Consider the following 18,336-nt stretch of genomic DNA (forward strand, 5'->3'; position numbering starts at 1 on the left):
AGGAGCACCGCGATGGCCGTTTTGACCACCGGTAGCCTGACCATCCCGACCCAGATCATCGACCCGTGGCTGGGCAAGGTCCAGTACGGATCCACCATCGCCACCCTCTCGGGTGCCATCCCGATGAAGTTCGGCAAGGGCAACTCGATGACGTTCTCGATCGGCGAGGCCGAGTACGTCGGTGAGGGCGCGAACAAGGGCGCGAGCACCGTCACCCCCAGCACGAAGACGGTCAACCCGTTCAAGTTCCACAAGACCGTGCGCTGGACCGAAGAGGTCATGTGGGCCGACTCCGATTACCAGATGGAGGTGGTGCGGCAGATCCTCGATCTGATCTCGCCCGCACTGTCGCGCGCGCTGGACTTCGGCGTGTTCCACGGCATCAACCCCACCGGCGGCGCGGCCGTGGCGGCCATGACCGAGAAGCTCTCGGACACCACCAATTCCGTCGAGATCGCGCCCACCGACAAGCCGTACGCCAACCTGGACGCGGCCGACGCGCTGGTCCTGGCCGGCGGATTCAACCCGCGCGATATCGCGCTCAACCCCGACTTCGCCTCGAAGTTCGGCGGCCTGCGCGGTACCCAGAGCGAACAGAAGCTGTACCCGAACCTGTCCTACGCCACCTCGCCGGTTGGCGAGCTGGAAGGTCACCGGTCCTCGGTGTCCAACACCGTCGGTGCCGTCGGCGTCGCCGCCGCGGCCACCAACGTGAAGGGCTTCGTGGGTGACTTCTCCGCGATCCGCTGGGGCATCCAGAAGCAGATCGGCCTGCAGGTCATCGAGTACGGCGACCCGGACGGCCAGGGCGACCTGAAGCGAAACAACCAGGTCGCCTTCCGCGCCGAGGTGGTCTACGGCTGGGGCATCGCTGATACCAAGTCGTTCGCGAAGATCATTGACGCGGTGCCGTGATGCCTCGGTTCCGCAACGCTCTGTCTGGTGTGGTGGTGTCTGTCTCTACAGACATCGCCGCCCAGCTCGGCCCGGAATGGCAACCGGCCGAGGCGAAGCGCCCCCGTGTGAAGTCCCCTCGCCCGAGCACACGCGCGGGCGGGGGCGCGAGCACGGGCAAGTCCGAGTAGGGGGCCGAGGTGGCTGAGATCATCACGGCAACCGACCTTCCCGCCAGCGTTGTGAAGGCCGTCGAGGCCAACACGCTCGCGGTCATGGTGGCCGGCGCCAACGCGCGCGCGACCCGGGTGGCACCGTGCCTCGGCCAATCGCCGACCGCCGATCAGCTCGCCGAGGCGAAACTCGTTCTGATCGGCGCTATCCAGCGCTGGTCTCAGGCCGGGGCAGGCGCGTACACCGCCACAGCCGCTGGCCCGTTCTCAGTCGGAGTGGACACCCGCCAGCGCAGCGGATACACCCTGTGGCCCTCGGAAATCACGCAGCTGCAAGACATTTGCGCGAACCCCGATAGCAGCAAGGCGTACTCGATCGACACCGTCAGCGTCGCGGGCCCCACCCACGCCGATACGTGCGCGCTGACCTTCGCGGCGAACTACTGCGACTGCGGCGCGGACCTGACTGGGGGGTTACCACTGTATGAGTAGCTTCCCGCTGCCCTACACCGCCGGGCACCAGGTCTATGTGCCTGGCGCTGAGGATTCCCACGGCAACCCGATCGACACGTGGGCCGATCCGGTTCCGGTGCAATGCTTTTGGTGGACGCCAGACTCATCCGAGCCGCTGCTCGCTGGTCACGATCGGCTGATCGTGGACCGAGTGCTGGTGCTCGACTCCGCTGATGCCGAGGGTGTCTCGCATCGGGACCGGTTCACGATCGAGGGCCGCCAGTGGGAGGCGATCGGTATCGCCGAGGACTACGACCACGGCCCGTGGTGGTCGCCCGGTGTGCGTCCGGTCAATCTGCAAAGGGTGGACGGCTGATGGCGCGAATACGCGTGAAGTTCAATTTCGATGCGTTCGAGCAGATCCGCCGAGCACCCGGTGTCAGCGCGGACTTGAAGGACCGCGCCGATGCGATCGCCAAGGAAGCCCGCGAGCGATCAGGCGAGGACGGCTATACCGCCGAGGCCAGCCGCGGCCACAGCCGTGACCGTGCCGCGGTCATCACGACCACGTGGCAGGCGATCCGCGACAACGCCGACAATCACACGCTGCTCAAATCGATGGACGCGGGTCGATGACACTGCCGCCCATCGTGTTCCCCGATATCGAGGCGGTCGTCACGGCCTGGGGTAAGGCCACGCTCCCGGGTTACGGGATCACGGCCAAGGTCGCCACGAAAATGCCCGACCCGCGCCCGGCCGCAACGGTTGTGGTGCGCCACGGCGGCGGAGCGCAACGTGACGCCATCACTGACCGGCCCCGCGTGATCCTCGAATGCCACGCCGCCACCGAACCCGCCGCGGCCGATCTCGCGGGCAGGGTGCGGGCCCTGCTCAGCGCGGCCGCGCCCGGCTACCTCACCGCGGGCGTGTGGTGCGACCAGATCGTCGACATGGGCATCGCGAAGTCTCAGGACCCCAACACGGGCACGCCCCGGTATCTGGTGACCGCCGAGCTGCACGTCACCGGCCGCTCTCTCTAGATCCCAGATCCCCACGGGGACAACACAACTGCATAACCACTCATCAGGTCTGCGCATACCCCTGAAGGGAGAACTGTCATGGCTGTGGCAGATAGCAAGTGGATCGGCGCCGGCGCACCGGATTCCGTCACCGGCGGAATCCTCGTCGCCCCGATCGGCACCACCCTGCCGACGAACGGCTCGACCGCGCCCGGTGCGGCGTTCACCAAGCTCGGCTACGTGTCCGAGGACGGCCTCGAGCCCCAGGGCGAACGCAACGTCGAGGCCATCAAGGACTGGTTCGGTGACGACATCGCCGAGCTGCAGAGCGGGCACTCGGTCCAGTTCGGGCTGACCCTGTACTCGGCGTGGGATCCCGACGTCCTCACCGAAGTGTTCGGCCCGGACAACATCACCGTGACCGACCCGACCGCGTCGGCCGGCACCCTGATTACGGTCAAGGAGACCGGTTCGGTGCTGCCGCGCCGGTCCTGGATCTTCGACATGGCCCACGAGTCCAAGAAGTACCGAATCGTGCTGCCCAACGCCAAGATCAGCGAGGTCAAAGAGGGCAAGTTCACCTCGAAGGAACTCGCGTCGTTCGCCCTCACGATCAAGGCATTCAAGGATTCCAGCAACGTCAAGGCGTACCGCTACCTCGACGACGGTGTGACCACCGGGCCGTAACCCCAGACCCCAACGGCGGCGGGCCATTCCGCGCAGACCCGCCCGCCGCCGCTGGGCCCCAACTCTGGGGCATCGAAAAGGTCTGCGCAGCAACGAAAGGGCCTGCGCAATGGCACCCCGCAAGAACACCACCAAGACCGTCGAGAAGGTCCGCGACGACTTCGTCTACACCGTCGACGACCGGGAGATCCGGCTGCCGTCGCTGGCGAACCTCAAGCCCGGCATCGTCCGCAAGGTCCGCCGCCTCGGCGAGGTCGACGCCATGTTCACGATGATGGAAATGACCCTCGACGAGGACGCGCTCGCCCTGGTCGACGACATGGAATCGGAAGTGTTCGAGGACATGTGCGACAAGTGGCGCAAGCACTCCGGTATCGATCTGGGGGAATCGTCGGCCTCGCGTCGCTGATCGACGCGTACAGCGAGGCTATCGAATCCGACCTCATAGACCGAGGTCTGCGGCTGCGCCAGCTCGGCACCGACACGCTGAGCTGGCGCGACCTCAAGTCCGTGATCGCGTGGGCGCCAGCGCAATCCGCGATCGGCCGCGCGATCGATCCTGACAGCGCCCTGTGGGGGCTGAATGAGCATCTGCTGGCCGACGTCGCCGACAGCCTGCACTGGCTGGTCTGGGCAAAGACCGAGGACGCGCGCAAACAACCACCACGAAACCGGCCGCAGCAGATCCCGCGCCCCGGTGTCGACAACGACCGTGACCGAATCGGCACGCCGATGAGTCCCGAGGACATGGACGCGTTCCTCGGCTGGTAGGAGGTGAGCGGCGAAATGTCCGGCGACGCAATCGAACTGGCCACAGCGTATGTGAGCATTCTGCCCGAAACGAGCCGCATCGCGCGTGAGGTCCGCCAGGCCCTCGCCGAGGCTCAGGGGCTGGCCGACCGCAACCACCTCGAGATCAAGGCCGATGTCGAGACCAGCAAGGTCGACAAGCTCAAGACCGTGCTCGCGGGGGTCGGCAGCTCGGCCGGGCAGCTGTCCGGCGTCGCCGCGAAACTCTCGGCAATCTCGGGCGTAGCTGGTGTCGCGGCTGGCGCGGTGGGCACGCTGGCGGTCGGCCTGGTCGCGCTCGGCCCGGCCGCACTGGCTGCCGCCGCCACTGTCAAGGTCGGGCTCACCGGTGTGGCTGATGCGTTCAAGGCTCTGTCGGCTGCTGACGCGTCCGCGGGCAGTGATGGCGCGGCGCAGGCGAAAGCTGTTGCGGCAGCGCAGAAGCAGGTCGAGGCCGCGGTCAAGGGCGTGACGGCGGCGGAGAAGGACCTCACCTCTGCGGAGAAGGACCTCACGTCGACGAAGAAGGACGCCAGCAGCGCTGAGGACGATCTCACCACTGCCCGCAAGGACGCCCGCAAGGAGCTTGAGGACTACGTGCTCACCCTCGCTGACGCGGCGCTCAGCGAGAAGGAGGCCGCCCAAGCGGTCAAAGACGCCCAGAAGGACGTCGCCGACGCCAAGACTCCGGACGAGCGTCAGAAGGCGCTGCTGCGCCTCGAACGCCGGCAACTGGATCTCACCAAGGCGCAGGACCGCAACCGCGAAACCCAGGAGAAGGCAGCCGAAGCCGAGGCCAAGGGTGTCGAGGGCTCGGACAAGGTTGTCGCCGCCAAGGACAAGCTCACCGCCGCGAACGACAAGGTGATCGACGCCGAGCAGAAGGTCGTCGACGCCGGGCAGAAGGTCGCCGACGCCCACCAGGCCGTGGCCGATGCCCAGGCCGGCGTGAACGACGCCATGACCGCCAGCTCGGGCCCGCAGCAGGCCGCCGCGGCAGCCCTGGCGAAACTCGCCCCGAACGCACAGTCGTTCGTCCTCGCCGCGCGCGAGATCGCGCCCGCGTGGGACTCGCTGGTCAAGAACCCGACCCAAGACGCCCTGTTCGCGGGCGCGGCCGACGGCATCAAGGAACTCGCCGACGCGGCACTGCCGGTCCTTGGGCGCGGCATGACCCAGGTCGCGGGCCAGATGAACGCGCTCACCCACGATTTCGCGGAGTTCTGGAAGGCACCGGAGAACCTCGCAGGCGTCGAGTCGATCTTCGCCGGCACCGCGAGCTTCATCGGCGGGATGGGGCCGGGACTGCAGCAGGCGACGACCGGATTCCTGTCTCTGGGAAAGGCTTTCGAGCCTGTCGCCGGGCAGATCGGTGCGTCGTTCGGGAACCTGTTCGGGTCGATCGGGCAGGCATTCACCGATGCGTTCAACAGTGGCGCGCTGACACAGCTGCTCGGAAATTTCTCCGGCATCCTCGACGGCCTCGGCGCAGGTCTGCAACCGCTGATCGGCGGACTGATCGAGATCGGCAACATCGTCGGCCCGACCCTGGGCCCGCTGTTCGCCACGCTGGGTCAGTCCCTCGCCTCGCTCGCGCCGGCGCTGGGCCAGATCGGCGCTACCTTCGCGACGACCCTGACCGCGCTGATGCCGGACCTGACGGCTTTCATCAACGCGCTGCTGGTCGGGCTCGAGCCCGTCTTACCGGTGATCGGTGATCTGCTGCAGAGCTTGATGACCGCGCTGACCCCGATGATCGGGCCGCTGTCGCAGATCGCGCAGGTGGTGGGAATCGCTCTGTCGCAGGCGATTACGGCACTCACCCCGGCCATCGGGCCGTTGTCGCAGTCGTTCGCGTCGCTGATCACCGCGCTGGCGCCGATCCTTCCGGTCGTCGCCAACGTGGTGTCCGGGCTGATCCAAGCGCTCGCGCCAGCGTTGACAACGATCTTCGACGCGCTGGGCCCGGTGATCACACAGCTGGCCGATCTGCTGATGCCTGTGTTCGAGCAGCTGCAGCCGATCCTGGCCGACGTGGCCAAGAAGCTCGGCAACGCGCTGGCCTCGGCGATCGAGCAGATCGCCCCGATCCTGCCGGACCTGGTGTCCAGCTTCGGCAAACTCGTCGAGGCCGTCGCGCCGCTGCTGCCGCAGCTGATCGACATGGGCGTAAAGCTGCTGCCGCCGCTGATCGACATCCTGGTCCAGCTCACGCCTGTGATCACCAAGATCACAGACGCGTTCACATGGCTGATCAACGAGGTCATCACACCGCTGGTTCTGCCCGCCCTGCAGAAAATGGCCGACAAGTTCCAGACCGGACTCCAGTCCGCGGCCGACACGGTCAAGACAGCCAAGGACACCATCGGCGGCGCGCTGTCGGGCATCGGTGACTTCTTCACCAACCTGGGCACAACTGTGACCAACGTCTGGGATGGGATCGTGCGCGGAATCGCCAAGGCGGTCCGGGCAATCGGTGTCCTGCTCCAAGGCGTGAAGATCCCCGACTGGGTCCCCGGCGTCGGCGGCAAGGGCACCTCCGGGCTCGGCGACAGCCTCGTGCAGTGGGCCGATGCGCACATGGCCACGGGCGGACTGTTCCGCGGCCGGGGCACTGGGACCAGCGATAGCAACCTGATCGCGGTGTCCGATAACGAATTCGTCGTGAACGCCGCAGCGACCGGTAAGAATCTGTCGCTGCTTGAGGCGATCAATTCCGGATGGACCCCGAGCCCGGGCGACATGGCCAAGCTGTTCCCGGGCTTCAAGACCGGCGGCCTGGTCGCTGGCAAGTCGTTCGCTCAGTCCATGGATCCGGCCACGTACGCGATGGGCGGATTCTCGCGGACCGCGATCGACTGCTCGGGCCTGGTGTCGGCTGTCGTGAACGACGCCATGGGCACGGATCCGTTCTCGTCGCGCATGTCGACGGTGACCGAAGGCGAATGGCTGGCCGCGCGCGGGTTCAAGCTCGGCAGCGGCGGGCCCGGCGACTTGCGGGTCGGCTGGTTCGATCACGGCGGCGGCGCGAACGGGCACACCGCGCTCACGCTCGGCGACGACACGAACGTCGAATCGAATTCCAGCGAGGGCGTGGTCATCGGCGGCAATGTCGGTGCCGGCCACAGCATGTTCGACCATCACATGTACCTGCCCAAGGAGCTGCTGCTCGGCGGCGACCTCGGCGGGCCCGCCGGTCCGAACACCAACGGCGGCACCAACACCGGCGGTGGCACTACCGGAAGCCCCAGCGGCGCTACGGGCACGGGCGGCAGTTCGGCCGGCAGCGCCACCCCGAGCTCGACACCCTCGACGGGCACCTCGTCGCCGGGGGCGAACACCAACAACAACTCAAGCGCGACACAGGTTTCGGGCACGCACCCGCTGGCCGGGCTGCCGTTCACTGGCGACCTGTTCAACGGCGACGCGCCCTGGTACCTGGCCGACAGCCCGGAGAAGGCGCTCGCCAATCTGCAGACCCAGGCCGGGAACCAGTGGAACTCAACGGTTTCCGACGTCCAGAACTTCTTCCAGAACAACTGGAAAGAAATGGTGCAGACCGGCGCGGCCGTGGTCGGCATGGGCGCGACCGGCGGCGGCGGGGGCAGCGGCGACACCTTCCACATCAGCGGCGTCGACCCGATGAGCGCGGCCGCGGCCGTCGAACGCGTGCAGCGGCGAAAGACGCTGGCCCGGCAGCGACAAGGAGGTTACAGCCGATGAACCCCCTCATGCTGCCCGACGGCACCAAGATCGTGGCCTGGGACAACAACGGGCGCGTGTGGCATCTGCACGGCGCGGGCGCCGGCCGCGAGGGCGCACGCATCACCCGCCAAACCGGGTGGATGTTCGCGCCCGTGCAGCTGCTCGTGTCCGAGGCTGCCCGCCAGGACGGCGCGACGTTCGAGCGGTCGGTGCGGTCGAAAAAGGAATGGGACTTTGTCGTGTTCCTGAGCGCGCCGACCGTGCGGGAGTTCTACGCGGTCCATGATGCGTGGTTCCGCGGCTGGTCCACCGACATCCCGGTGACGGTCGGCTACTTCACCCGGCACCAGGGGTGGCGGCTGCAGCGATACCAGCTCGACGGCCCGCCCACCCCTGCGGGCGAACAGGACCCGGTCCGCAACGCGGCCGCGGAGTTCCAGATGTCGGCGACCGCAATGGATCCGCTGCCGCACCACCTCGGCGAATGGGACGTGTGGACCAACAGCCTCGCCCTCGGCGAGGGCACCGTCCGCGCTCGCAACGCTGCAGATCGGCCGGGCTGGGCGCGCTACACCATGCCGGGCCCGGGCCGGTACGGGATCGAGGACCCGACCGAGACCGCGTTGCGGATCGTCGAGACCCCGATCATCGGCGCGGGCGAAGAGCTGCGCATCGACACGCACCCGCGCCACCGCACCGCCCGCATCTACTCGCCGGGCAGCCCGTCCGGGCGAAACGTATGGGGGCAGCTGGCAGGCCGCAGGTGGTTTGCCAGCCTGCCGCCGTGGTCGGCGACCGACCTGGTTGTCCGCTGCACTGACGGCGCGACCACCTCGGCCGCGGTCCGCGTCGACGTCACCCCACGATCGTCGAGGCCGTACTGATGGCATGGGATTCCGCGGCCGCCGCGCGCCGCCTCGACCTCGCCGAGCGCCAGGACCAGGCCGCCCGCGCCGACCAAACCACGCTGGTCCGCTACTGGGACAAGAACCTGGACGAGGTCGGCGAGGAGCACAACTACACCTCGCTGCAGTTCAACCACACCCGCAACGCCGCGGGCGGGCTGAAAATGCAGATCCCGCGCAAGGACTTCCTCTACTACGACTTCGTGTTCGCCAACCCTGACGGCGAGGACGCGACAATCCCGTTCACGGTGAACATCACGGGATTTCGCTGGGACGGATTCATCACGCGGGCATCGGTGGTGCGTGATGAGACCGGCCTGGAGACCGTCGACATCGAGGCGATCCACTGCTGGCAGCACTGGGCGTCGATCTGCTGCTGGGCATCGCCGTTCGCGTCAATCCTGGCGCAGTATCCGCGCCATCACTTCGTGGTCGCCCCAGCCCGGACGATGGCGCTGAACTACGTTGTGCCGAATCTGATTCGGCTGCAATCGCAGTACGGCAGCCTCGACCCGTCCGGCGCGATGTGGCCGATCACCGTCAAACCGATCGATGTCCTGCACGATGACAGCAAATGGTCCGGCGCGACAGCGCGATTCCATATGGCCGACGAGCTGCTCGTCGCGCCGATGGACGCGGCCGGTTGCCTGCTCACCGCCGAGTTCTACATCCACGGCGAAGACGAACAGCCAGCGCCGGATTACTACACCCTCGACCGCAACACCGTCGTGCTGGGCACTGTCAACAAATCCGACACTGTCGGCCCGACCGGCACGCTGCTCGACGGTCTGATCATGTTCTTCGAGGACTTCCTCGAAGACGGCGTGACCCCGGTCCGATACCCAGTGTTCGACGCCCAGTCCGAATACGAAGCGATCTACGGGAATCCGGGGCCGCTCGGCACCACCCGCCGCCCACCGTGGGTCTGGTACCTCGAAGGCGAGTACTCCGGCCTCGGCCCGAGTGAGGTGGCCATCCACAAGCCGACCGCGGTCGCGGTGATTGTCGGCGGCAAGAGCCCCGGGTGGGTCAACGCGGGCATCGAGGTCGCGATGAAGAACCTGCTCTCCTGGCTGGGTCTGCTGATTGGCGTCCCCGGTTTGGACTCGCTGTATCAGGGCCAGCTCGATGACGTGTTCCTCGCGTGGAACGTCTACGAGGACGTTGGTCGCACGCACCGCGCGGGCCCATTCGCGTTCCGTGAGATGGCTATCAGCAACTCGCAGAAGGCATTCACCATTGATGGCTTCATGGCCGGCCGCCAGGGCCTGCACCAGACCCGCGGCTACACCAGCAAGAAGGTGAGCGTCGGCGACGGCGGCCCCTACACCTTCGGCCGCGACTACGAGCTCGGCGATCAGATCGGTTTCCAGCTGGCGGACCAGATCTTCACCGACTACGTCACCGAGATCACCTTCACTGACAACCGCACCACCGCGGCCCGGCTCGAGCTCACCATCGGCGACGGCAGCGACGAAGAGGACTCCCTCGTCAAGGCGTGGTCGCGCATGAGCGCACTCGCGCAGATGGTCAAGACCCTGGCCACCGACGTCGGCGCGGACCTCGACCTGCTCATTTTCTGACCGAAACCCTCTGTGAGGAGGTGGATTACGCGTGTCCGACGTGACCTTTCCCGCCCGGCTGACTGTGACCTCGGAACCCGACCTCGACGGGCTGCCCATCCTGGACGCCACCATCACCCCCGCCGGGGAGGCACCGGCGCTCGCGCTGCCCGCCGGCCAGCCGGGCCTGCCCGGTCCGCGCGGCGGGCCTCGCACCGCGTTCCGCAAGGTCGGCACACTCGCAAACGCGGGCGCCCGACCGACCGGCCTCGGCCCCGACGACCGCGGCAAGTGGTGGCATCGCCTCGACAGCAACGGCATGGATGTCTGGACCGGGACGGGCTGGCTGCACTCACCGAACGCTGTTGGTGCGCAAGGCCCGACCGCGCCAGCGGCCACCGCCGCCGCGACGACCGTGCACTCCGAGACCCTGACCGACCCCGCCCTGCGCGTCACGGCCAGCGGTGCCGCGCTGGCCCTGGAGGCGACCGCGCCCGCTGGACTGCAGGGCCCGCCCGGCCCGACCGGCAGCAGCGGCGCCATCAGCGCGGCCACCGATTTCGACAACACCCTCGGCCCGACGCACCGCAGCATGTTCGTCTATGCGCCCGCGGCCCGGAAGTGGAAGGTCGCCCCGGCCCCGAACGGGTTCGGTCAATGGTCCTGGTATCAGGAGGATTTCGCCGCCAACACCAGCACCGCGGCCGCCAGCTTGACCGTGGCCTCGTTCGCGCTGCCCGCACTGCCGTTCACCTGGCGGCCGATGGTGTGGCTGTCGGGATACATCCAATGTGTCGCGGACACCGCCACCTATCCGATCCTCGTGGGCCGCCTCAACTCCCCGACCGGTGTCACCCTCGCCTACGGCGCGGGCAGCATCCGCGCCGGCCGCGACTGGTACCACGCGACAGCGTTTCCCACCTTCGGCGACGACGGCCCCAAACCGCTCGCCCCGTCGAGCACCTACGCCACCGTCCCCGCAGGCGAGCAAGCCTCGCTGGTCGTGACCGTGGAAAAGGTGGGCGGCAACACCACCAACATCGCCTGGGACCGCACCGAAGCGAGCGCGGTCGTGTGGGCCCTCCCGATCGGAGCATGAGTTGTCCACCATCGGCGAATACTTCCGCGATGTCCGCATCACCGGTGTCGACGAAGGCATTGGTGGCGTGGGTGTCGTGCAGGCCCTGCAGGCCACCCCTGCTGACAGCTCTCTCGAGCTGCCCACCGGCCCGACCGGCGACGTGGGACCGCAAGGGCCGCAGGCGTACCCGTTCCGCTGGGAGGGCGACATCGCCGACCAGGCCGCCCTGTCCGCGCTCGCCGCCGGACTCGGGCCCGTGCAGGCCGGGAAGGCGTGGCGGGTCGCGTCGACCAACAGCCTCGCCTACTGGAACGGCAGCAGCTTCGACACCTTCCCCGACGCGTTCGGCGCGCACGGCCCGACCGGGCAACCGAACACCCTAACCCTCGGCACCGTCACCACGGGCCCGGCCGGATCCGATCTACAGATCACGATTACCGGCACGCCCCCCGCGCAGGTGGTGAATTTGGTTGTGCCGCGCGGCGTCAAGGGCCGCAAGGGCCCCGCCGGCCCACCTGGACCGATCAGCGCCGCCAGCGACTTCGACGCCACCGTGACCCGCACCGACGGCATGGTCCCCCTGTGGAACGCCGCTACCAGCAAGTGGACGCCGAGTCCGAATCCGAACTGGCGCGGCCCGTGGACGATCAATGACGCTCAGCGATACGACGGCGGCCCCGGGTTCGTCCCCGACAACACCAACATCACCACGGTGCCGTATCAGATTGCGTCCCTGCCGATCCCGGCTCAGGATGTCGCGTGGCGCCCGTTGGTGACCGGCGGCGCGATGGCCTGCACCACCAGCAACAAGACCGCTGAGCGAGTCGTGTTGCAGGCGTTGCTGTCTGGGTCCAACACGATCGTGGCCTACGGCGACGGGCACGGGTGGGCCGTCCTGCGGCACCTGACCCTCGTCCCGCAGATCCGCACTCAAGCCCAAACCCCCGCCAGCACAGCTGGTGTGGTCCCGGCCGGGCAGGACGCCACCATCATCGTGCGCATCGCCGCCAGTTCCGGCGCACCGCCGCTCATCTACGCCCGCGCGTTCGCCCATCTCGCGGTGTGGGCCGTGCCCGTGACAGGAGTCCCTGCATGAGTACCGTTTACGACTCCGACGTGACCGTCACCATGCGGTCGATCCAGGACCCGACCGGGCTACCGCACACCGTCAACCCCGTCGAGGTCGCCGACCGGCAAGTCCTCGTCGAGCTCCGCGAGGGCGCCCCCGGAATCCAAGGCCCCGAAGGTGACCCGTCGTGGCCGTGGACGTGGGAGGGCGACATCGCCACCTTCGCCGCGCTCAAGGCCCTGAGCCTGGGCACCGCTGATGCCCGCAAGGCGTGGCGCGTGGTCGATGAGCAGGCCCTCTATCTGTGGAGCGGGATGGAGTTCATCCGCTTCGCTGGATCGTTCCAGGCCCCCGGCCACCAGGCGGACCCGACCGCGCTGACCGGATCGGCGACCGCGGGCGCGACCGGATCCGCTGCAGCCGCGGCGATCACCGGCACCGCCCCCGATCAGCAACTGGCTATCACCTTTCCGCGGGGCGTGACCGGCGATGTCGGCGACGCGGGTGTCCCGGGTCCGATCCGCGACGCCGAGGACGTCGGCGACCTGTCGAGTGCACGGTCGGACTCCGTGCTCGCTTGGGACACCGCCAGCAGCGAATGGCAGCCGATCCCCGCGCCGCGCCTGGGCGGGCCGTGGGCGATCGCGGGCAATCAGTTCACCGGCGGCGGATCCAACCTGTCCGCCAGCCCGAAAACTCTGGCCACGATGAACATTCCGGCGCAGCCCTATGCGTGGCGGCCGATCGTGCTCGCCGGGAACATCGGCATCCAAAACCACTGCGACCCCGCCGATTCCGGGCGCGTGAACATCGAGATCCGCCTCGGCGCGGTCGACGGCACACTCATCGGCTACGGCGTCTCGGTCGGCCTGGCCAACAACTCCTTCGTGCAGTTCTACCCGCGCTGGGACTACGCCATCGGCCCCGGCAACACCCTCGGCACCGTCGCCGCGAACACCACCACCGCCATCTACGTCGTCGCCAAACGCGTACTCGGCAACAGCAATTACTCCGTCCAGACCGCCAATGCTCAGCTGCTGATCATGGCCCAACCCCTCTGAGGCCCCGTGAGCGACCACGAACCTGAGATCGTCGAACAGATCGTCACGAAGACCGGCCGCGACCAACAGCAGCGCGCCGACGCCACCACTCCACCCGGCAGCGGCGAGCCGCAGGTCACCGCAGCCATGCGCGCGTTCATCGAGCAGGCGCTCGGCGGCCGACTGCCCGACCTCGGCGAGATCCCCGAACAGGACCCGCAAGTCCTGGCGCTGGCCGCCGAGCTGCAAACCATCCACCTGCCCGAGTGGCGCAACCCGACCGGCCGCGTGCTCGCCGGGCCCGCGACCACCCAGATCCAGGGCGCGGTCCGCATCGCCGAGTACCTCGTCCGCCGCGGCGTCCGTATCCACCCCGAGCATGAGCAGATCCGATGGATGCCCACCCCGGGCGGCCCACCCGCGGTCTACGACGACGGTCTCCACGTCACCCCCGACGAACACGGGAACTGGCCGGCACCGGACCCCGAAACGTTCTGGGACGTCACCGATATCGCCGTCCGCCAGGACCGCGACGGCCAATGGGTCGCCGCCCACCCGCGCGGCATCCAGTTCACCAGCGACAGCAAAAGCGAAGCATACGCGGGCGTCGTCACCCGCCTGCGCGCGAAAATCGAGGAGGCACAACAGCAATGAGCGACCCAACCTGGTTGGCTGACGTCCTGCGGGCCGAAGGGCTGACCGTCATCGAGCACGAAGGATGGCGCGACCGCGGGCACGGGGATTTCCTAGACCTGCGTGGCGTGCTGTGCCATCACACCGCCGGCGGCGGCACGAGTGATTGGCAGATCGTGCAGAACGGCCGCGCCGACCTCGAGGGCCCACTCGCGCAACTCGTCCTCGAGCGCGACGGCACATTCCGCGTCATCGCCGCGGGCGTGTGCTGGCACGCCGGACGCGGTTCGTGGCCCGGCTGGCCCACCAACAACGCGAACTATCACGTGATCGGTATCGAGGCTGTCTCGCGCGGCGACGGATCCGATTGGACGCCAGTGCAATTGGACGCCTACAAGCGCGGCTGTGCCGCGATCCTGCGGCGCATCGGCCGCGACGCCGACGACTGCGTCGGCCACAAGGAATACAGCAGCGAGGGCAAGATCGACCCCGCCGGAATCGACATGACCGCATTCCGGCGCGACGTTCAGGCCCTCATCGACCGCACCCCCACACCGAATGAGGAGACCGACACCATGCTTGACGCGCTGATCAAGAACTTCCGCGGCACCACCTTGAAGTTCCGCGACCTGTTCTGGTGGATGGACAAGAACACCAGCCTGACCAAAGACCAGCTCATGGGCCCCGACGAGAAGGGCTGGAAGATCCTCGGCGCGTCCAAGGTCGACCCGAAGCGCGACAACACCCTCGTCGAGGCCATCGCCGAGCTGCGCGCCGACGTCGCCGAGCTCAAGCGCACCGCGCAGGGCGGCAAGTGATGGGACAGCACAGCGCCCCCGAGAATGCGAGCCAGGTCCGCTACCCGTGGCGGACCCTGGCGCGCACCACGTTTCAGCTCATCGTCGGCCTGGCCGCCGCGATGCCGTTGATCGTCGCCTCGTCCGGGCTGCCGACCACGGCGGCGGGTATCGGCACCGCGCTGGCGATCTCGGCCGCGATCACCCGAATCATGTCCGTGCCCCAGGTCAACCTGGCGCTCGCCATATGGGTGCCGTGGCTGGCGGCCGAGCCGCGCGACGACGGCCGGCCTACCGACGCGGGCGAGGCCCACGCGCCGACCTTCAACATCACCGGCGACCCCGCGCGCATGACTGCGGCCCTCGAGCGGGCGAAGCGGCGCGAGCAGATGGGCTGGCGAGGGGGTGGCGTGTGAGCCCCGAACTGATCACCGCGGCGTGCACCGGCGCCGTGGCCATCCTGGGCGCGATCTTCACCTATCTCGACCGCCGCCGCGCTTATCGGGTCGAGGTGCAGGGTCGGCAGATCGCCGATCTCACCAACCGTGTTGCGCACCTGGAGGCCGAGTTGGAGCGATCCAAAAGCCTGTTCCGCGAGGCCGTGAAGTTCATCCGCGTACAGGCCCACCATATCGCCGAGCTCGCCCTCGCCCACCGCCTCGGCACGACCGCCCCGCCCGCGCCCGAGATCCCCGAATCACTGCGAGAGGAGGTCTGACCATGGCCGAGCTCGCCCCGCTGAAATACGGCCGCGTGGTCGGCCGCTTCCTGGCCAACATCGCCGACGGCCCCGACATCGGCGACACCCCGGAGTTCGTACCACTGACGGGCACGCTCACGTTCACCGCCGGCGCTCCCAAAGTCCTTGTCGCCGCGGGCGAACCGGATCCGGCGACCTATGTCCAACTGCCCGACTACTACGTCGCGCAGTTGGATGAGTTCGGCTATCTGACATGGCGCGGCCAGCGCGGTATCCGGCTGGTCGCGCCCAACGGAGACACCAACCCGAGCGGCTGGACGTGGCGCGTCAGCTTCAATCTGACCTATGAGGGCAACCGCGTCCCCATGGACCCGTTCGCGTTCATGGTCCCGCCCTATATCCCGGGCCCGGATCCCGAGGACCCCGACGTGGACTCGACCGGTCTGGTCGACCTGACCCTCGTCTCCCCGGTCCCAGCGTCCAACGGCGAGGCGGTCGTCCGGGGGCTGAGCGTGATCGGCGTGCGCCTCGTCGGTGATGCACTGGTTTTCGAGCTCGACAACGGCGAAGACTTGTCGCCGGTCACCGTGCCCGCCATCACCGAGGCATCGGCCGCAGCAGCAGCGGCCGCCGCCAGCGCAAGCGGCGCATCGACGGCCGCCAGCGCAGCCCAGGCCGCCGTCGACTCGTTCACGCTCACCATCGGTGCGGTATCGGAGGGCCCGGCGAGCGCGGCCGTCCACGGCGGCCCACCCGACTGGACCCTCGACCTCGTGCTCCCGCCCGGCCCGACCGGACCCCCGGCACCGGACGCCACCACGGGCACGAAGGGCATCATCCAGCTCGCCGGAGACCTCGCCGGATCCGCGGGCGCGCCCACTGTGCCGGGCCTGGCGGGTAAGGCGGCGCTCGTGCACGCCCACGCCGCCGCCGATATCAGCGATTCGACGTCGACCGGGCGCGCGGTACTGACCGCGGCGAACGGCGCGGCCGCCCGCTCGGCGATCGGTGCCGGCACCTCGAGCCTCGTGATCGGCACCAGCGCCGGAACTGCCTGCGACGGCAACGATTCGCGGCTGTCGAACCCTCGCACACCGGCGACCGGCACCTCGCCCTATGACCTGTCGATCGTCGTGTGCGGCAAGGACACCGTGCGCGCGTTCGGCACAGGCGATTTCACGTTCGGCGTCAAGCTGCAGCGAGCGGTCACGTTCACCTCCTGGACGATTCGCGGTGGGACCGAGGGGTCCGGCGGCAACCTGGTCGTCGAGCTCCGCAAGAACGGCACCGCGGTGCCGGGTAGCGCCATCACGGTCGCCGGGGGCAGCCAGGTCGCGGGCGGGAGTGCGACCGGCGTATTCGCCTTCGCGGCGGGCGACATCCTCATTATCGGCATCACAGCCGCCGGCAGCACACCCGGCAAGGGACTGATCGCCGACCTGCTCGGCTTGGCGTGAGGAGCGACAGACATGGCAATCATCGTGGTCGGCACCGGCCTCGCGTCGCGGCCAGCGTCGCAACGGATGAACAAATCCGGTGCCTACGGTCCGACCAGCTCGTCACCGACCTTGCTGCCGGTCTGGACGCCCGACCCCGCGTTCCCCGGCACCAACCTCGTGGCCGATCAGCTCGTTGTTGATCGCCCGGGCATCATCGACATCACCGCGCGCATGGTGGTCACAGCCAACAGCCTCAGCGGAACAGTGACCGGCTACATCTACAAGAACAATGCCTCGATCAAGTCGGCGTCATCGAACACGGTGTCCACGATCGGCCTCGACATCGCGGGAATAGTTGTCGCACAAGGCGATCTGATCGACATGCGCGTATCCAACAACTTCGGCACCGTCGCCATCGGCGACATCGGGACCTACCTGCAGTTCGTCGCCGCCTAGAACACCTCACCAACGAACGAATGCACCCCGGCCCTACCTCGGCCGGGGTGCATTCGTGGCTTCTACGTCAGGGGATGTTCACAAAAAACCGGTGTGCCGTGACCTCATCGTCCGGGGCGTACGAGCGTGGCTCGACCTCGTCGTGCATGAACTCGACCAGGATCCGCCGCTCCCCTCCATGCGCCGGATCACGGGCGACAGTGATGTCCTTGACCTTCACGGCGCGAGTGAACGTCCGACCCTTGTCGGTGATCGTATCGATCTCCAGCAGCGGCGCCGGATCATTCTCACGCTCCGTCAATCGTTTGATCGGACCGCGCCAGGTGCGAATCTCGTTGGGACTAAAGCTCGGAAATACCATCTATGTCTCACTTCTCGCGGTCTAGTGTGGGCTTGCATCGGCTAGCTGGACCCGGCACTTCCCGTCGACGGGCGCGACCCCGGCTTCGGCCGGTCGTAGTGCACGTAATAGCTCTCGCCGTTGATGTGGTTGCAGCGTGCGTTGTACCCCATCTCTCGGTACATCTTCACGGTCTCTTCACATGCCTTGCGCCCGTAGATCGTTCCGGTTTCGCCCGCGTTCGCAGGGCCCGCCCCAAGGCCCACAGCCGCCACAGCGATTCCACCTATCAACACAGCTCGCGCAATATGCTTCATACCCAGTGTCTTTCGTGTCACATGATTTGGAATGACCCCCCCTCGCGGCACTGCCATACCGCGATATTTCCAGCTGGGAGCGTCGGCCCCGATCCTTCCCGGTGCGGCGCTCCATGTCAGCAGCCCGTCAGAGAATGGGCACGAATCGTCACAGGGCTATGTGACGAGACCGGTTTAGTCTTACCGCCACAGTTTTGAGAAGTCTGCACGCTCTGGCACAGAAGGTCACAAATCTGGCAGCAGCTGGCCTTATGCACACTCTGAGCAACCTGGTTAC

General features: G+C 67.8%; 21 protein-coding genes. 20 read left to right on the forward strand and 1 reads right to left on the reverse strand.

Translation table 11 applies throughout. The features are described from left to right. Positions 1-12: 12 nt before the first annotated feature. The 20 genes from ACFXIV_RS00155 to ACFXIV_RS00250 all read left to right on the forward strand — a co-directional run bounded on the left by ACFXIV_RS00155 (position 13) and on the right by ACFXIV_RS00250 (position 17,402). Positions 13-915: a phage major capsid protein gene (locus ACFXIV_RS00155; RefSeq protein WP_379401509.1), complete on the forward strand. Its 903-nt coding sequence runs from the start codon at positions 13-15 to the stop codon at positions 913-915. A gap of 179 nt (positions 916-1,094) precedes the next feature. Continuing rightward, positions 1,095-1,559, forward strand: a complete 465-nt coding sequence (locus ACFXIV_RS00160; RefSeq protein WP_379401510.1) for a hypothetical protein — start codon at positions 1,095-1,097, stop codon at positions 1,557-1,559. Then, a complete protein-coding gene (locus ACFXIV_RS00165; protein WP_379401511.1) occupies positions 1,552-1,896 on the forward strand; it encodes a hypothetical protein in 345 nt (114 codons plus the stop codon). Before ACFXIV_RS00160 ends, ACFXIV_RS00165 begins: the two co-directional genes overlap by 8 nt. Then, complete coding sequence (locus tag ACFXIV_RS00170; RefSeq protein WP_379401512.1) at positions 1,896-2,156, forward strand: hypothetical protein; 261 nt, start codon at positions 1,896-1,898, stop codon at positions 2,154-2,156. The genes ACFXIV_RS00165 and ACFXIV_RS00170 overlap by 1 nt, the downstream gene beginning before the upstream one ends. Then, a complete protein-coding gene (locus ACFXIV_RS00175) occupies positions 2,153-2,560 on the forward strand; it encodes a hypothetical protein (protein WP_379401513.1) in 408 nt (135 codons plus the stop codon). Before ACFXIV_RS00170 ends, ACFXIV_RS00175 begins: the two co-directional genes overlap by 4 nt. A 78-nt stretch (positions 2,561-2,638) precedes the next feature. After that, positions 2,639-3,226, forward strand: coding sequence for a hypothetical protein (locus ACFXIV_RS00180; RefSeq protein ID WP_379401515.1), 588 nt, complete (start codon positions 2,639-2,641; stop codon positions 3,224-3,226). A gap of 109 nt (positions 3,227-3,335) precedes the next feature. Then, positions 3,336-3,635 (forward strand): hypothetical protein, encoded by a 300-nt coding sequence (locus ACFXIV_RS00185; protein WP_379401516.1) that lies wholly within the window; start codon positions 3,336-3,338, stop codon positions 3,633-3,635. After that, positions 3,581-3,997, forward strand: a complete 417-nt coding sequence (locus ACFXIV_RS00190) for a DUF5361 domain-containing protein (RefSeq protein WP_379401517.1) — start codon at positions 3,581-3,583, stop codon at positions 3,995-3,997. Before ACFXIV_RS00185 ends, ACFXIV_RS00190 begins: the two co-directional genes overlap by 55 nt. A 15-nt stretch (positions 3,998-4,012) precedes the next feature. After that, entirely contained in the window at positions 4,013-7,738 is a 3,726-nt protein-coding gene (locus ACFXIV_RS00195) for a hypothetical protein (protein WP_379401518.1), read from the forward strand. Continuing rightward, positions 7,735-8,604 (forward strand): phage tail protein, encoded by an 870-nt coding sequence (locus ACFXIV_RS00200; protein WP_379401519.1) that lies wholly within the window; start codon positions 7,735-7,737, stop codon positions 8,602-8,604. Before ACFXIV_RS00195 ends, ACFXIV_RS00200 begins: the two co-directional genes overlap by 4 nt. Further along, a complete protein-coding gene (locus ACFXIV_RS00205) occupies positions 8,604-10,208 on the forward strand; it encodes a phage tail protein (RefSeq protein WP_379401520.1) in 1,605 nt (534 codons plus the stop codon). The genes ACFXIV_RS00200 and ACFXIV_RS00205 overlap by 1 nt, the downstream gene beginning before the upstream one ends. Positions 10,209-10,239: 31 nt before the next feature. After that, positions 10,240-11,286: a hypothetical protein gene (locus tag ACFXIV_RS00210; protein ID WP_379401521.1), complete on the forward strand. Its 1,047-nt coding sequence runs from the start codon at positions 10,240-10,242 to the stop codon at positions 11,284-11,286. Between the two features lies 1 nt (position 11,287). Next, on the forward strand, positions 11,288-12,364 hold the full coding sequence (locus tag ACFXIV_RS00215; RefSeq protein ID WP_379401522.1) for a hypothetical protein: 1,077 nt from the start codon (positions 11,288-11,290) through the stop codon (positions 12,362-12,364). Continuing rightward, positions 12,361-13,398: a hypothetical protein gene (locus ACFXIV_RS00220; protein ID WP_379401523.1), complete on the forward strand. Its 1,038-nt coding sequence runs from the start codon at positions 12,361-12,363 to the stop codon at positions 13,396-13,398. The genes ACFXIV_RS00215 and ACFXIV_RS00220 overlap by 4 nt, the downstream gene beginning before the upstream one ends. 6 nt (positions 13,399-13,404) lie before the next feature. Next, entirely contained in the window at positions 13,405-14,031 is a 627-nt protein-coding gene (locus ACFXIV_RS00225) for a hypothetical protein (protein ID WP_379401524.1), read from the forward strand. After that, positions 14,028-14,828: an N-acetylmuramoyl-L-alanine amidase gene (locus ACFXIV_RS00230; RefSeq protein ID WP_379401525.1), complete on the forward strand. Its 801-nt coding sequence runs from the start codon at positions 14,028-14,030 to the stop codon at positions 14,826-14,828. Before ACFXIV_RS00225 ends, ACFXIV_RS00230 begins: the two co-directional genes overlap by 4 nt. Further along, a complete protein-coding gene (locus ACFXIV_RS00235) occupies positions 14,828-15,223 on the forward strand; it encodes a hypothetical protein (RefSeq protein WP_379401526.1) in 396 nt (131 codons plus the stop codon). Before ACFXIV_RS00230 ends, ACFXIV_RS00235 begins: the two co-directional genes overlap by 1 nt. Continuing rightward, positions 15,220-15,525, forward strand: coding sequence for a hypothetical protein (locus ACFXIV_RS00240; RefSeq protein ID WP_379401527.1), 306 nt, complete (start codon positions 15,220-15,222; stop codon positions 15,523-15,525). Before ACFXIV_RS00235 ends, ACFXIV_RS00240 begins: the two co-directional genes overlap by 4 nt. A 2-nt stretch (positions 15,526-15,527) precedes the next feature. Next, positions 15,528-16,964, forward strand: a complete 1,437-nt coding sequence (locus tag ACFXIV_RS00245; protein ID WP_379401528.1) for a hypothetical protein — start codon at positions 15,528-15,530, stop codon at positions 16,962-16,964. A 12-nt stretch (positions 16,965-16,976) separates the two neighbouring features. After that, entirely contained in the window at positions 16,977-17,402 is a 426-nt protein-coding gene (locus ACFXIV_RS00250) for a hypothetical protein (protein WP_379401529.1), read from the forward strand. 67 nt (positions 17,403-17,469) lie between these two features. Here the strand turns inward: ACFXIV_RS00250 and ACFXIV_RS00255 are convergent, their stop codons facing one another. Further along, positions 17,470-17,763 (reverse strand): hypothetical protein, encoded by a 294-nt coding sequence (locus ACFXIV_RS00255; RefSeq protein WP_379401530.1) that lies wholly within the window; start codon positions 17,761-17,763, stop codon positions 17,470-17,472. Between the last annotated feature and the right edge of the window lie 573 nt (positions 17,764-18,336).

This window comes from Nocardia sp. NPDC059236, from assembly GCF_042754085.1.
GTDB lineage: Bacteria > Actinomycetota > Actinomycetes > Mycobacteriales > Mycobacteriaceae > Nocardia.

Coding starts and splice junctions, on each gene's coding strand:
- ACFXIV_RS00195 (WP_379401518.1), top strand. CDS start 4,013: ATGTCCGGCGACGCAATCGAACTGGCCACAGCGTATGTGAGCATTCTG.
- ACFXIV_RS00250 (WP_379401529.1), top strand. CDS start 16,977: ATGGCAATCATCGTGGTCGGCACCGGCCTCGCGTCGCGGCCAGCGTCG.
- ACFXIV_RS00185 (WP_379401516.1), top strand. CDS start 3,336: ATGGCACCCCGCAAGAACACCACCAAGACCGTCGAGAAGGTCCGCGAC.
- ACFXIV_RS00155 (WP_379401509.1), top strand. CDS start 13: ATGGCCGTTTTGACCACCGGTAGCCTGACCATCCCGACCCAGATCATC.
- ACFXIV_RS00205 (WP_379401520.1), top strand. CDS start 8,604: ATGGCATGGGATTCCGCGGCCGCCGCGCGCCGCCTCGACCTCGCCGAG.
- ACFXIV_RS00200 (WP_379401519.1), top strand. CDS start 7,735: ATGAACCCCCTCATGCTGCCCGACGGCACCAAGATCGTGGCCTGGGAC.
- ACFXIV_RS00255 (WP_379401530.1), bottom strand. CDS start 17,763: ATGGTATTTCCGAGCTTTAGTCCCAACGAGATTCGCACCTGGCGCGGT.
- ACFXIV_RS00245 (WP_379401528.1), top strand. CDS start 15,528: ATGGCCGAGCTCGCCCCGCTGAAATACGGCCGCGTGGTCGGCCGCTTC.
- ACFXIV_RS00175 (WP_379401513.1), top strand. CDS start 2,153: ATGACACTGCCGCCCATCGTGTTCCCCGATATCGAGGCGGTCGTCACG.
- ACFXIV_RS00235 (WP_379401526.1), top strand. CDS start 14,828: ATGGGACAGCACAGCGCCCCCGAGAATGCGAGCCAGGTCCGCTACCCG.
- ACFXIV_RS00220 (WP_379401523.1), top strand. CDS start 12,361: ATGAGTACCGTTTACGACTCCGACGTGACCGTCACCATGCGGTCGATC.
- ACFXIV_RS00230 (WP_379401525.1), top strand. CDS start 14,028: ATGAGCGACCCAACCTGGTTGGCTGACGTCCTGCGGGCCGAAGGGCTG.
- ACFXIV_RS00170 (WP_379401512.1), top strand. CDS start 1,896: ATGGCGCGAATACGCGTGAAGTTCAATTTCGATGCGTTCGAGCAGATC.
- ACFXIV_RS00180 (WP_379401515.1), top strand. CDS start 2,639: ATGGCTGTGGCAGATAGCAAGTGGATCGGCGCCGGCGCACCGGATTCC.
- ACFXIV_RS00165 (WP_379401511.1), top strand. CDS start 1,552: ATGAGTAGCTTCCCGCTGCCCTACACCGCCGGGCACCAGGTCTATGTG.